We start from the raw sequence: 15,095 nt of genomic DNA on the forward strand, positions 1-15,095 counted from the left end.
ATCACTCTGTTTAAGCTGTTAATGCCTGGTTGTTGATGCAGCGCCTTTTATCGCCGTAGGAAACCATACTGCCATTTCTCCCTGGCCGCGGTTTGCCCAGCTGTAATAAGGTATCGCCGTAAATTTTTGTTTGATCACATTGCCGGTGTTTGTATCGATCGCCGCAACATCTGCACGAAGCACGGTTACGCCTTTCAGTAAACCCGGTTTGAACTTCGTTGTAAACACCGTGTTGTCGGGGATAAAAAGATTGCTTGTAGAACCGTTGTTGTCAACCCATTCTGCGCAATACACAATCGGGCCGCGTTGCAGTGCGATCTTTCCTGCATTTTCAGCGAGTTGTTCACCCGCTGCAACACGCTTTATTTCCATGGGAAGCATTACTTCTATTTTGTCGTTCTTCTTCCAGTCCCTTTTGATCACCGCATAACCGTGCTGCATTGTATACTGTGTTGCAACGCCGTTCACTTTAATGGAAACAGGCTGCACCTGGCTGGTGGTAAAGCGATACAACGAAGAAGGCACCGCTTCATCCTGCGCCCATCCGGGAATGCGTATAAGCATCGCAAATGAAAGTTCCCTTGCAGGAACAACCGTAAAAGAAAGCCCACCATCCCATGGATAATTGTTTTGCTGCACGAGTTCAACCGCCGTGTTCTTTACTGTTAAGCGGGTGTTGCTGTTGATGAAAAGGTTTACAAAAACCTGGTCGTCTTTCTGCGCATACACATATCCTGGCACAGAAGGGATGAGGCGCGCAAGGTTGGTGGGGCAACAGGAACATTCAAACCACCCGGACCGTGTATATTCAATATCCTTGTGTTTGAAATTATTGGTGATCTGCATTGCATTGGTATAGAAAAATGATTTTCCATCCAGGCTAACACCCGAGATCAAACCGTTGTACAAAGTTTTCTCCAGCACGTCAAAGTATTTTGATTCGCCATGGAGCAAAAACATCCTGTAGTTCCAATATACATTCGAGATGGCCGCGCAGGTTTCGTTGTATGCGGTTGCGTTGGGCAGTTCGTAATTTTCGCCATAGCGTTCTCCGTTGCCGATGGCGCCTACGCTGCCTTGTACGTACATTTTCTTGCCAACCACATTTGTCCAGATTTTGTCAATGGCGTTGAGCAAACTATCGTCGCCCGTTAACGCAGCGATATCCGCAACAGCGGAATACAAATAACCGGCACGCACCGCGTGGCCTACTGCTTCTTCCTGTTGTTTCACCGGCAGGTGATCCTGCCAGTAGGCTCCATTTTTCCATGGGTCCTTGTTGTTGGGATCATACCCCTGGTACCTGCCGCGTTCTTCGATAAAAAATTTCGCGGTAGCGAGGTATTCTTTCTTTCCTGTAACACGATACATTTTCACCAGTCCCATTTCCACGATCTCATGACCCGGCGCAACGTGCTTTTTTCCCGGCCCGAAAACAGAACAAACCAGGTCCGCATTTTTTACAGCGATGTTTAACAGGTTGGTTTTTTTTGTGGCCATGTAGTGCGCAACAGCGGCCTCGTATAAATGTCCGGCGTTGTACAATTCGTGAGAGAGCTCGCGCTCTTTCTCCCATCTTTCTTTTCCGGACCATGGATGTACGCTGTCTGGATTGATCGTCCGCGCCGTATACAGGTATCCATCCGGCTCCTGTGCATTTGCAATGTATTCGATGAGATGGTCGATGTATCTTTCTTCTGTTTCATCAGGATACAAGGCCAAGGTATACGAAGCGCCCTCAATGGTCTTGTAAATATCGGTGTCATCAAAAGGGAATTTTGTTCCAAACTTTCCCTTCCTGGCCGCGGCCTTTTTGAAATTGTCGATGCGCCCGGTTGCTTCGCATCTTTTGAAGGATGCCGGAATCGTTGCACGTTTATTGACGAGTATTCTCGGCAACCAGAAATTATCTTTCAGCTTAACTGTTGTAAACGGCACTCCCTGGATGGCATAATCGTTCTGCTGCGCAGGCAATGCAGCAGACAAAGACAGGGCAACCAGGAGCATTAGTGTTTTCATATAACGGCAGCGTTCGTTAACTGTGAGTGGGGACCCTCCCCACTCGTTCAAATCATTTCACCGAAAATTTATACTGCGTTACAGAGGTGTATTTCTCTCCCGGCTTTAAGATCGTATTCGGGAAAGCCGGTTGGTTGGGACCATCCGGGAAATGTTGTGTTTCCATGCAGAACGCCGCGTGTTTGGCATATACGCGGTTGTCTTTCCCATGCAACGTTCCATCAAGGAAATTGCCTGTGTAGAACTGGAGCCCGGGTTCGGTAGTGAGCACTTCCATCAGCCTTCCGCTGGTTGGATCGTAAGCGGTTGCTACTTTTTCAAGCGTTGTTCCATTTTTATTGAGCACCCAGTTGTGGTCGTATCCGCCCGGCACCGCCGCGATTTCCTTACCGATCGCTTTGGCCGATGTGAAATCCATCGGCGTATTTTTAACATCCGGCAACAAACCTGTAGGGATCAGCAAAGTGTCTACTGCAGTGTATTTTGCGGCATTGATCGTTACCTCATGGTTCAGTATTGTTCCTTCCTTTCCTGCAGACAAATTAAAATAACAATGGTTGGTGAGGTTAATCGGTGTGGCTTTATCCGTTGTGGCGCTGTAAGCGATCTGTAAGGCATTGTCTGCCGTTAACGTGTACACCACCTCCACTTTCAGGTTCCCGGGAAAACCCTGGTCTCCATCCGGGCTCGTGTAGGTGAGTTGGAGGCTGCTGTCTCCCGCGGGTTTGCTTGCCTGCCAGATCACTTTGTCGAGGCCTTTCAAACCACCGTGCAAGGTATTGCCGTTGTTGTTGAGCGGCAATTGGTAGGTCTTTCCATCGAGCGTAAATTTTCCTTTGGCAATGCGGTTTCCATATCTGCCAACGAGGCAACCGAAATAAGGGTTTTCTTTTTGCAGGTATCCCGCAAGCGAATCGAAGCCCAATACAACATCTCCCATTTTTTTATCCTTGTCGGGTGTAATGATGCTGGTAACGGTTCCCCCATAGTTGATGATGCTTACCTGCATGCCATTCGCATTGGTAAGCGTATACTGTGTAACGGGTTCGTTCCCCAGAACGCCGAAAGGTTTTTCTGTTATGGTTGGTTTCATGTTGGTCGTGTCTTTTGTTTTATCATCGTTGCAGGCCGTGAACAAAGCGGCGCAGGCGGTCAACAATAAAAAGAGTTGTTTTTTCATGTGGTTGATTTTATATGGCATTAGCTTTTAAGATTGTCCGTAATAACTGTCCGGCCCGTGTTTTCTTTCAAAATGTTTTTTTACCAGTGCATCTTTCAACCGCTGCGCCTGCGGGTTGATCTGTTCCGTTAGAAAAGCCATCTGCGCAATATTTTCCAGCACCGCGCTGTTGTAAACGGCTTTGGCGGGTGTTTTTCCCCAGGTAAACGGCGCGTGGTTGCCAACGAGCATCATCTCAACGTCTTCATAATTCAATCCCTTCTGCTGCAGGCAATCGATGATCTGGATGCCGGTTTCGTATTCGTAGTTCCCTTTGATCATCTCATCATTCATTGGCGCTGCACAGGGTATATCTGCTGTTGTATGATCCGCATGCGTTGTGCCATACACCGGTATGTCGCGCTGCGTCTGCGCCCATGCCGTTGCATAGGTTGAATGTGTATGAACGATGCTGCCGATGTTTGTCCAGTGTTTGTACAGAACGGCATGTGTCAACGTATCGGAAGAAGGGCGGAGCGCACCGTGCACTGTTTTTCCGTCGAGATCTACGATCACCATTTTTTCCGGTGTCAATTCCCCGTAAGGCACACCGCTCGGTTTGATGGCAAAAACATTCAGCGACCTGTCAACCACGCTTACGTTACCAAACGTAAACAACACCAGGCCAAGTTTCGGCAACTGCATGTTTGCTTCGTAGGCGGCCTGCTGGATGTGTTGGTAGCTCATGTGGTTGTTGGTTCTGCTGTTAAACCGGGTTAAACGATAAATAAACAAAATGGCCAAAGAGGTTGATCCCCTCCTGCCCGTCTGCCATAAAACACTCACTCAAATATCCTGCTCACAATATAATACAGTTTGCCCTTCGATAAATGCGCCCAGTTCTGTGTAACGCCTGTATCGTTTTTCGTAGAGCGGAACCTTTAACGGGTCGGGCTCGTAGTTTGCATCAAAGCCCTGGCCCATGGCGTTCATCGCATCTTCCACTTTTGGATAAAGACCGGCGGCGGTGGCTGCAAACATGGCTGCTCCCAAAGCGCAGGTCTGTTCGCTTTTGTGGATGCGGATGGGCATGTTCATCACATCCGCCATCATTTGCATGATGAAAGGTGATTTCTTTGCCACACCCCCCAACCCAATCAGCCCGATCACAGGTATGCCTTCTTCCCGGAAACGATCCACGATCTTCCTTGCGCCAAAACAGGTGGCCTCTACCAATGCTTTGAAAACACGTGGTGCATCACTCGCGAGATCCAGTCCCGTAAAAGACGCCTTGAGCATCTGGTTCGCATCCGGTGTGCGGCGGCCGTTGAGCCAATCCACGGCGAGCTCATCATCTTCTTTCAATGGCAATGCTGCCGCCTGTTTGTTCAACGCCTCCATTATTTTATCGCTGAGCCCGGCGCGTACCTTTTCCGCTGTGCTGCGGTCTACGACGGTTGTATCCGTCAGCAGGTTGTCAAGCGGCCACTCGATGAGTTTTTTAAACCAGGCATATGCGTCGCCGAAAGCCGACTGGCCCGCTTCCATTCCCATCATACCTGGAATGATCGAGCCGGGCACCTGACCGCAGATTCCTTTTACAAGTTTGCCTTTTACTTCATCAACGGGCGCTACGAGCATGTCGCAGGTAGAAGTTCCCATCACTTTACTAAGATGGTAAGGTTCGATCTGTCCTCCTACTGCGCCCATGTGGCAATCGAACGCACCAATGCCAACCACTACATCCGTCGATAGCCCCAAACGCTGCGCCCATGCCGGTGAGAGGTTTCCCGCGGCTTGCGCGGAGGTATAAGTTTCTTTGAATAATCGCCCGGTAAATCCGTTCAGCAAGCCATCCCAGGAAGAAAAAAATTCGTCGGGTGGCAATCCATCAAACGCTTCTGCCCATAAACTTTTATGCCCGGCACTGCATACGCCGCGTTTGATCTGCGCCGCATCGTTTCCGCCCGTTAACAAATACGGGATCCAGTCACAATGCTCCACCCACGAATAAATATTCGTCCGCACTTTCTCATCCTCCCTCAATACATGCAGGAGCTTTGCCCAAAACCATTCGGAAGAATAAATACCGCCAACAAATTGCAGGTAATTCACGGGGAATTTTGTCGCATGCTGGTTCAGTTCAGCGGCCTCTTTAACAGAGGTATGGTCTTTCCACAAAACGAACATGGCATTCGGGTTCTCTTCAAACCCGGGCAACAGCGCAAGCGGCGTTCCTGTTTTGTCAACGGCCACCGGTGTCGATCCCGTTGTATCTACAGAAATCCCTTTTATGTTTTTTGCGACACCCGGCCCGGCTTTCTCTAAACATTCCCTGATGGTAAACTCGAGCCCCTCTACATAATCTGCCGGATGCTGGCGGAAACGGTTTGTTCCAGGATCGCAGTACAACCCTTTCTTCCATCGCGGGTAATAAAAAACCGAGGCGGTTACTTCTTCCCCGTTTGCGGCATTGGCAATGATCGAGCGGACCGAATCCGTGCCGAAGTCAACGCCGATCACGTAGGCATCGTGGAGCTGGTTGTTTGAAGTTGGGGCAGGTGATTGCATGTTTTATTTTTCGAACAAGCTGTTTAATTGCGGATCGGTAAAATCTTTCACAAAACAGATGATGTTATCGTATTTGCTGAATTCTTCTTTGGTATGCGTTGTTGTAAGCACCACGCATCGCATGCCTGCATTGCGCGCCGCTTCCACTCCTTTTGGTACGTCTTCGAAAACGATACATTCATTGTAAGCAACACCTAACCTGTCTGCACACTTGATGTATGTTTCCGGGTCGGGTTTGCTCATCACCACATCTTCTGCCGCAACAACAACAGGGAAATATTTTCTTATGTTCAACCCGTCGAGTACAAAATCAATATTGTACAATATCGCGGCAGAGCCGATCGCCATCCTGATGTTGTGTTCAGATGCACGCGCCAAAAAATCATCGAGGCCGTCCAGCAGTTTCAACAAGGGTTTAAATGCTGCCTGGTACGCGGTTTCTTTATCGTAACTCATCTTCGTTTTTTCTTCCGTCGTAAAACGCGAAGGGAAAATGCGTTCGAGCAGTTCATCGTTTTTTCCGTAACACTCTTCCCTCATGCGTTCAAGCGAAAGCGTTGCACCAAGCCCGTTCAGTATGCCGTGCCATGTGTTGATGTGAAACTCCATGTCATCGATCATCGTTCCATTGAGATCAAACAAAAAAGCCGATCCCGGTTTAATAACATCCATTTTTGATCTTTATGATTTTGATTACCGTTTACCATTCCCCTGCACCTGCCTGCCTAAAATGAATATATGATTTTCCATGATTTAGATACAAAATCATAAAAAACCATATACTCCATCATAAAAACCAGTATTGCTAAATATAACGGTTGACCAGGTTCTCGAGGTATTCCTGTTTGCCGCTCGCTGTTTTTGGTTCTCCGTTGGATGCGGCAAAATCCCTCAATGCCTCGAGCGTGAGTTTGCCTTCCTCGAATTCTTTTCCTTTGCCGCTGTCGAACGATGCGTACCGGTCTGTGCGGATCTTTTTGTAATCTGATTTTTGTAAAACATTGTCGGCAACGATCAATGCACGTGCAAAAACATCCATACCGCCGATGTGGGCATAGAACAGGTCCGCGGGATCGGTTGAGTTTCGCCTGCGTTTTGCATCGAAGTTGATACCGCCGCCGCCGAAACCACCGGCTTCCAGAATAATGAGCATGGTTTCTGCGAGCTCGTTGATGTTGTTCGGGAACTGGTCGGTATCCCATCCGTTCTGGTAATCGCCGCGGTTTGCATCAATGCTTCCCAGCATGCCCGCGTCTGCCGCAACCTGCAACTCGTGCTGGAAAGTGTGGCCGGCAAGCGTTGCGTGGTTTACTTCGATGTTCAGTTTGAAATCGTTCAAAAGGTCGTATTGGCGAAGGAAACCGATCACGGTTTCGCTGTCGTAATCATATTGGTGTTTGCTGGGCTCGCAGGGTTTCGGTTCAATAAAGAATGATCCTTTGAAACCGTTCTTACGCGCATAGTCTTTTGCGGTGTGCAGGAAACGGGCCATGTGTTCTTTCTCCCGCTGCATGTTTGTGTTGAGCAGGCTCATGTATCCCTCACGTCCACCCCAGAACACATAATTCTCACCACCCAGTGCGATGGTTGCATCAAGCGCCGCTTTTACCTGTGCACCGCCATGCGCGAGCACATGAAAATCAGGATTGGTGGCGGCGCCATTCATGTAGCGTTTGTTGCTGAACAGGTTGGCAGTGCCCCAGAGCAGCTTAACACCACTTTCGGACTGTTTCTGTTTTGCATATTCTGTGAGCGCCTGCAATCTTCTTTCGTTCTCTGCAATATCATTGGTATAATCAACCACATCCACATCGTGAAAGCAGTAATAAGGCATGTTCATCTTGGTGATGAATTCGAAGGCCGCGTCCATTTTGTCTTTGGCCCTTTCAACAGCATCCTGCTTCGCATCCCAGGGATAAACATGTGTGGGCTCTCCAAAAGGGTCACCGCCATTGCCAACAAACGAGTGCCAGTATGCGCAGGCAAAACGGAGCCATTCTTTCATCGGCTTTCCCGCTACCACTTTGTTTTCTTCATACCAGCGGAACGCAAGCGGGTTATCGCTTTCCACGCCCTCATATTTTACCTGTCCTATCTCTTTGAAAAATTCTTTGTCGCCTGTTACAACTTTCATTTTATTAAAATTTAGAAATTTATGTTCGTTTGATTGCCTGTTATGTATGCAGTTGCTGATCCAATATATTTTTCCATTCAAGATACAGTTCATCATAGCGTTTTGCATTTGACGGCTCTATCAGCTGCAAACGCTTCATATTGGCGAACGCTTCTCTCTCACCTGCATACACACCCGCGCCGATGCCCGCGCCGATGGCTGCGCCTACGCTCCCATCGCACTGGTACAATTCAACGGGCACGTGCGTGGTGTTCACGAATGCATCCGCAAACACATCACTTAAAAAAAGATTGGCCCTTCCTGCGCGAATCACGCTTGGCGTTAACCCATTGGCGCGCATGATATCCAGCCCGTAGCGGAATGAAAATGCGATCCCCTCCTGCGAAGCGCGGAAAAGATGTGATGCTGTATGTTTGTTGAGATCGATGTTGTGTAAATGCGCATGCACCGTTTTGTTGCCCAGCATCCGCTCCGCGCCGTTTCCGAAAGGAAGAACAAAAAGGCCGTCGCTGCCTGGGTTGACCTGTTTGGCGGCTTCGTTCATTTGCGGGTAGCTCAGGTGGCCGCCGGTTGTATTTTTGATCCAGCTGTTCATGATGCCCGTGCCATTGATGCAAAGCAGTATGCCCAGCCTTTTGTTTTCTTCTGTATGGTTCACATGCGCGAATGTGTTTACGCGAGATTGCCGGTCGTAGGCAAGCGTATCGCTCACACTGTAAATAACGCCCGAAGTGCCGGCCGTTGCAGCGATCTCACCCGGTTGCAGCACATTCAATGAAAGTGCATTGTTGGGTTGGTCGCCTGATTTATAAGTTACGGGGATTCCTGTTTTCAAAGACAAGGTCGTAGCCACATCTTCTTTTACAGCGCCGTGTGTTGTAAAAACTTTTTTTATTTCGGGAACGATGGATGTATCAAAACCATAATAACCGAAAACATCTTTCGACAGTTCATTGTTTGCAAAATCCCAGAAGATGCCTTCAGACAGGGCCGAGATGGTAGTGGTTGTATGCCCGCTGAACTTCATCGCGATAAAATCGCCGGGCAGCAACACCTGGTGGATCTTTTCGTACACCGCGGGTTCATTCGTTTTCACCCATGCCAGTTTCGATGCAGTGAAATTGCCGGGCGAATTCAGCAAACGCGACAAACATTTTTCTTCACCGATCGCGTGAAAAGCTTCGTTGCCGATTTCCACGGCGCGTGAGTCTGACCAGATGATCGAGTCGCGTAATATTTTTTGTTCCTTGTCGATCAGCACAAGCCCATGCATCTGGTACGCGATACCGATCGCACCGATTTCTTTTGGATCGTATTTTTTTAGCGCGTGTGCTTTCAGGATCGCTTCCTGTACGTGCAGCCACCACATTTCGGGCGACTGTTCTGCCCAACCCGGTTGAAGAGAGGTAATGCCTGTTTCGGTTTCGGGGTATTGAGCGGATGCAATGCATTGCTGCGTGTTTGCATCAACCACGGAAACTTTTACAGACGAGGTGCCAACATCTATACCTAATAATAACATGTTCTATTTTTGTTTGTGCGGATGCACACCTTCCTTTCTCACTTGCGCACCGTTTCAATTTTTCAATATACGCATATTGTTTAAAAACCACCAGGAATCGCTTCCCGGTGGTAATATACCAACGCTTGCCTAAAAACCTATCCGGAAAAACTACCGACAGTTAGTTTTACTGAAAGGTTTGGAGCCAGGAGCTGGAAACAGAATTTGGAATAACAGTATTGCAAATTTCAAGTTCCCGGCTCCCGACTCTTCCCCCCTTGCTGTATCAAATTATCCTATCCAAAAAACGTTAATAGTTCGGGTTTTGGTACGCTGCTTTTTCTGCCGCTGTTCCTTCCATTCCATCCAGCTGTGCCTGTGGTATCGGGCGCAGGTAATGGAACGGTTGTATGGTACGTGTTACGGTGGCCGGTGTATGGTCTCCATAAGTTGCACTCGCTATCTGGAAACTGCCCGCGAGCTCGTTCCATTTTTGCGTGCGCACCAGGTCGAGCCAACGTACACCTTCTCCAAAATATTCCCTTGAGCGTTCCGCAAGAATATAATTGATGTCGATTGTTGCAGGCGTCAGCGCTGTAAGCGCCGCGCTGTTGTCTGCTACCAGTGCCGCATTGTTCCTGTTGGAGAATTTCCATTTACCTGCGCGAGCCCGCAATACGTTTACAAGTTCCCTTGCGCTTTTTCCTGCTACGGTTGTTGCACCTTTTACAGCTGCTTCTGCTGCTATGAGGTACAACTCTGAGAATTTAGCGATCTTATAAGGACGCGTGCTTGTTGCATTCGGTTGGCCAAGCCCTGTTCCGTTGTCTGTACGGTACACACCCATTTTCCAAAGGCCCGGGAAAATGATCCTGCTCACTGCACGTGGCGTGATCACAAAATCCGACCTGCCCGGAATCTGTCCTGCACCAACGCTGTTTGAAACTTTTCCCGGGAACCTGTTTCCCGAAGGATAAGCGATGGTTGGCGCAAGCGTTTCATCATCCAGGAAACTGAGGATCGTTGAACCCGGTGTAACCGGGAGATCGTTTGCGTTGTACAAAGTGGTATTGGTTGCACCACCTTTTGGCCAGTTGCCGCGGTAGGCAGTGGTAAAGGTTCCGTCGAAACGTGAATCAAGCGATTTGTCTGTAAACGTGTTTGAAAGTGCACCAACTGTAGGGGCCATACGTACATACGGGCGACCGAGGAACTGCATTGCTTCTCTCTGAACAGAGTTTACGGCACTACCGGTTCCATCAGGGTTTGAGGCGCTGGTGAGTACGGTGTAGTTTGGCGTTACCATCCATACGGCTGAGTTACGGCCGTTGCCCAATTCACTGTCGAAACAGTTCAGGCAGTTGCCATTGTAGAACTCGCTTTCCTGTGTGTGGTCTGCATACAATACCATTTCCTTGTTACGGTCGTTGCCGCCCACATGAAGGTCATAGAAAGATGCTTCGAGTCCGAACGGACCCGGGTTATCTATTGCAGCCACAGCGGTATTGTATGCCTGCTGGAAATAGTAAGCCGCATCTTTTCCATCGGGATCCGTTCTTGTTGTAACCGCAGGATAAGTAGGAATGTTGTTCGGGTTCTGCAGCCACCATGCATAGGTCAGGTAAGCTTTTGCGAGATAGAGGCGCGCCGCTGTTTTACTTACGCCGCCGGTAACACGTGGTGTTGCGGGCAGGTCGTTGATAGCGGTGAGCAGGTCAGGAAATATCGCTTTTGAATATACTTCGGCAACGGTGTTGCGCTTTGATGTTCTCACCGCAGAGGTGTTGAACTTCAGGTCGCCCGCACCGAGATCCAGCGGAACACCGCCAAAGTTCTGCACCAATAAAAAATAATCGAACGCACGGAAGAACCTTGCCTCTGCAATCAATGCATTGGAGATCGTTCCTACAGCGGCCGCATTTTCGATGATACCGCTCGCCGTGTTGATGTTTGAAAAGCAAACACCCCATATGGCGCCGGCAGGAAACGTCAATGCCTGTACATTACCTACACCGCTCATATCAGGATCCTTGAAATTGTTATCGGCACTTTGTCCCCAGGTATACTCATCCGTACCTGTTTCCATCGTGCTGTAATAATAAGGTTGCCCGTATATGAAACGCAGGTGGGCGTATTGTGAAGTGATACCGCCCAGTACACCTTTCTCCGTTTTAAAGAAACCGGGTTCGTAAAAACTGCGCGGCTCTTCCACCAGTAATTTTTTACATCCTGAAAACAGCAGCGTAGACAGCGCCATTGTAGCCAGTAATTTTATTCTTATCTGTTTCATGTCTGTGCGTTTTTAAAATGTCAAATTAAAACCAACAATAAAGTTTCGTGTTGATGGCGTGTTGTAACCAACGGTAAGGATACGCCTGAGGTTCTGGCTGAGGTTAACCGATGCATTCTCGTTTCCGTATGAATTGGTTTCAGGATCCAGGCCCGATTCCCTGGTAAACTCAGAGAACAACACGAAAGGATTCTGTACAGTGAAGTACATACGCAGCTTAACAGAAGAATTTTTCAGCACATACCTGTTGAAATCGTAGCCTAAGGTGATGGTGCGGACTTTCAGGAACGACCCGTCGAAATAACTCAGCGTACTTCCGTATTTCGGGTTATCGCCCGAGAGTATGCCGCCCGGCTTAGGATATTTTGCACCTGTGTTGGTTGGCGTCCAGTAATCAACATCGATGTTGTTCCTTCTTCCTGTGAGCAGGTTGAGGTAACCGTTCGAGCCGTGTACGGTACTGAACAGGATACCACCGCTTCTGAAAATTCCAACGATGCCAAGGTCAAATCCCTTGTATGCAAGACGTGTATTGAAACCACCCTGGAACTTAGGGTCCACATCAAAGATCTGCCTGTCGGCCGCGCCGATCGCACGTGTTGGCGTTCCGTCCGGTGCATAGGTTCCGGTATATTCTACCTTGATCATACCCGGGTTTCCGCCTGGTTCGAGCACACTCAGGTAAGGTTCCTTATCCTGCCACAGTCCCACTTTCTTGAAATCAAAGATCGCGTTGATGTTGTGGCCCACGAACCACCAGTTGCCCTCGTCCCTGGTCTGACCCGAAGCCAGTGAAACCAGTTGGTTCTTGTTGGTGTAAAAGTTAACGCCCGCTTCCCATGTTACATCTTTGGTCTGGATGATCGTACCATTCAGGCTGAACTCGAAACCTTTGTTCTGCGTAGCACCGATGTTTGAAGTGATGCTGCTCACACCTGATGTTGGAGGCAGTGTAAGACCGAGCAAAACATTTTCCGTATTGGTGATGTAATACTCAACCGTACCTGATATACGGTTCTTCAGTATCGAGAAATCGAGACCTACGTTCCATGTTTTTGAGAACTCCCATCCCAGGTTCGGGTTGGGCAGTGCAGATACGTAAACACCCGTTCCATAAGAGGTAGGGCCGAAATTGTAGGGCCTTGTATCAAGTCTTCCCAGCGTTGAATAAACACCCACTGCCTGGTTCGACGTTTGCCCGTATCCCGCGCGGAGCTTCAGGTTGCTCAGCCATGTCCATTGTTTTGCAAAATTTTCATTGGCAATGTTCCATCCCACGGAAACCGCAGGGTAAGTAAACCATTTGTTACCGGGAGCGAGCCTGGATGAACCGTCGGAACGCACGGTTGCAGACAGCATGTACTTGTTCTCGTAAGAATACATCACACGGCCCATCAGCGACATCAGTCCCCATTTCTGGTAATCCTGGTTGGCGGGGTTCACCGTGATCTGGCCGGCTGCCTGGCCCAGGTTGTAGAATTGAAACGCATCTGCAGGAATATCCTGTGCAGACATGTTCGATCTGTTGTAAGTACTTTGTTCGGAAGAATACAATGCCACTGCATTGATCGTGTGTTTTCCACCGAATGTATGATCGTAAGAAAGGATGTTCTCGAGTGTCCAGTGATAGGTAGACCTGTTGTCTACCGATGCATTCGACACCGTGTTGGGGTTCAAACCATCTCCCACACCCTGCCCTGTATAGGCGCCGTTGTTTGATTGAATGTAATCAGCGCCGAGGTTCACACGGTATTTCAGTCCATCGAGGAATGGCGCTTTTACTTCACCATAGATCGCGTTATAAGTAGCGAAGCCGCGTGTCTCATTGAGCCACTGGCCATCGTTCGTCAGTCTTTTGATCACGTCTTTTGTAAACACGTACTGGTTGTCCAGGATCATGCGGATGGAGCGTCTTGCACTACCATCTGCATTAAACGGCGACGAGATAGGCGTGCTCGACAAAGCGCTGTAGATACCCACCTGGTTTCCCTTGCTTTCGTTATAGTTCATGTTGGTGGTAAAACCGAACTTGAACAATTTACCGATCTGCTGGTCCAGTGAACCGCGCAGGGAATAACGCCTGTATAATTGCGTTGGGATCACACCCTGGTTGGTGTAATAACCACCGCCGAAATTGTAATTGCTGGTTTCCGAACCACCAGACAGGCTCACGTTGTGGTCTGATACAACACCGGTTTGGTAAAACAGGTCCTGCCAGTCAACATTAACATCATCTGCCTCGTCCGTACCGTTTGTGTACATACCTGCCGCTTTGCGCAGTGCCACAAATTTCGGCCCGTTCATCATCGGGTATTTGGCAAACACCTGTTGTGTGCCGGTATACGTGCTGTAGTTGATCTGCGGCTTCCTGCCACGACCGCTTTTATCGGTAGTAACCAGGATCACACCGTTTGCACCGCGTGAACCGTAGATGGCAGTGGCAGAGGCATCTTTCAAAACCTCCACGCTCTTTACATCATTTGGGTTGATGTCCTGTATCGATCCGATAAAAGGAATTCCATCGAGAACGATCAACGGGTTGTTGTCGGCACTCAATGAACGCGTACCGCGGATGCGGATCTGCATGGCGGCGCCGGGCCGCGTAGAAACCTGCGACATCTCAACACCAGCAAGCCTTCCCTGCAGCGCCTGCGAAATGTTCGCAGAAGGAATTTCGCGCATCGCGTTTCCGTTGATGGAAGCAACGGAGCCGGTGATGGCCTCTTTGCGTTGTGTTCCGTAGCCCACTACGATTACCTGGTCGAGCTCTTTGTTCGAAGGAGAGAGCTGGACATCGATCGTGGTGCTGTTGCCAACGCGAACCTCTTTGTCTTCGTAACCAACATAAGAGATCACAAGCGTTGCATTGCCCGTTACTGAAACGGAATAATCGCCCGAAGCGTTTGTTGTGGTACCGGTGGTGGTACCCTTGACCTGAACGGAAGCATTTGGTACCGCCTCGCCCTTGTCGTTGGTAACATGTCCTTTCACCGTTTTACGTTGCCCGGTTTGCGACAATAAATTGTTCTGTGGTAAAATAACCAGGAGTGCAGTTGCCACCAGGAAGAGCAGGCACATCCGGCCGGCCAGTTTCCCTGGGTGCTGCGCAAGCAATAATTTCATAGCAATAGTTTTTAAAATGAAGGATTGAACGCCGATGGACGGCAAATGGTGAGTTGGTTGAAAATTCAGCTAGTGTTCATAATGCAATCGTTATTGGGTAATTGGGTTTATATGGCAATGTTTGTTTACTGAATCAGCCGACCGGTTTGTTCACTACCGGTCTTTGTGCGCTGCAACTTATCCTTTTGGTTTTTGGAATCGGTTGCATAACTTAATATATTCATTATCAATATCATACACGAAAATCAAATTTAACTGGATTGCGTGTTTATCCTCATTTGTTGTTTGATGGTGATCA

At 48.9% G+C, this 15,095-nt stretch carries 9 protein-coding genes; all 9 read right to left on the minus strand.

Annotation, left to right across the window (positions count from 1 at the left end; translation table 11 throughout):
- Positions 1-18: 18 nt before the first annotated feature.
- Entirely contained in the window at positions 19-2,019 is a 2,001-nt protein-coding gene (locus tag GWC95_RS07960; RefSeq protein WP_161818158.1) for a glycoside hydrolase family 127 protein, read from the minus strand.
- Positions 2,020-2,071: 52 nt separating this feature from the next.
- Positions 2,072-3,199 carry an aldose epimerase family protein gene (locus GWC95_RS07965; protein ID WP_161818159.1) on the minus strand — a complete coding sequence of 376 codons (1,128 nt, stop codon included), beginning with the start codon at positions 3,197-3,199 and terminating at the stop codon, positions 2,072-2,074.
- A gap of 27 nt (positions 3,200-3,226) precedes the next feature.
- A complete protein-coding gene (locus GWC95_RS07970; protein WP_161818160.1) occupies positions 3,227-3,925 on the minus strand; it encodes an L-ribulose-5-phosphate 4-epimerase in 699 nt (232 codons plus the stop codon).
- 99 nt (positions 3,926-4,024) lie between these two features.
- Positions 4,025-5,749 carry a ribulokinase gene (locus tag GWC95_RS07975; RefSeq protein ID WP_161818161.1) on the minus strand — a complete coding sequence of 575 codons (1,725 nt, stop codon included), beginning with the start codon at positions 5,747-5,749 and terminating at the stop codon, positions 4,025-4,027.
- 3 nt (positions 5,750-5,752) lie between these two features.
- On the minus strand, positions 5,753-6,421 hold the full coding sequence (locus GWC95_RS07980) for an HAD family hydrolase (protein WP_161818162.1): 669 nt from the start codon (positions 6,419-6,421) through the stop codon (positions 5,753-5,755).
- A 133-nt stretch (positions 6,422-6,554) separates the two neighbouring features.
- Positions 6,555-7,883, minus strand: a complete 1,329-nt coding sequence (gene xylA, locus GWC95_RS07985) for a xylose isomerase (protein WP_161818163.1) — start codon at positions 7,881-7,883, stop codon at positions 6,555-6,557.
- 40 nt (positions 7,884-7,923) lie between these two features.
- Positions 7,924-9,405 (minus strand): xylulokinase, encoded by a 1,482-nt coding sequence (locus GWC95_RS07990; RefSeq protein ID WP_161818164.1) that lies wholly within the window; start codon positions 9,403-9,405, stop codon positions 7,924-7,926.
- Between the two features lie 289 nt (positions 9,406-9,694).
- On the minus strand, positions 9,695-11,674 hold the full coding sequence (locus tag GWC95_RS07995; protein ID WP_161818165.1) for a RagB/SusD family nutrient uptake outer membrane protein: 1,980 nt from the start codon (positions 11,672-11,674) through the stop codon (positions 9,695-9,697).
- 12 nt (positions 11,675-11,686) lie between these two features.
- Positions 11,687-14,797 carry a SusC/RagA family TonB-linked outer membrane protein gene (locus tag GWC95_RS08000; RefSeq protein ID WP_237722098.1) on the minus strand — a complete coding sequence of 1,037 codons (3,111 nt, stop codon included), beginning with the start codon at positions 14,795-14,797 and terminating at the stop codon, positions 11,687-11,689.
- Between the last annotated feature and the right edge of the window lie 298 nt (positions 14,798-15,095).

Origin of the sequence: Sediminibacterium roseum (assembly GCF_009939005.1) — a bacterium.
In the GTDB taxonomy this organism is placed as follows: Bacteria; Bacteroidota; Bacteroidia; order Chitinophagales; family Chitinophagaceae; genus Sediminibacterium; species Sediminibacterium roseum.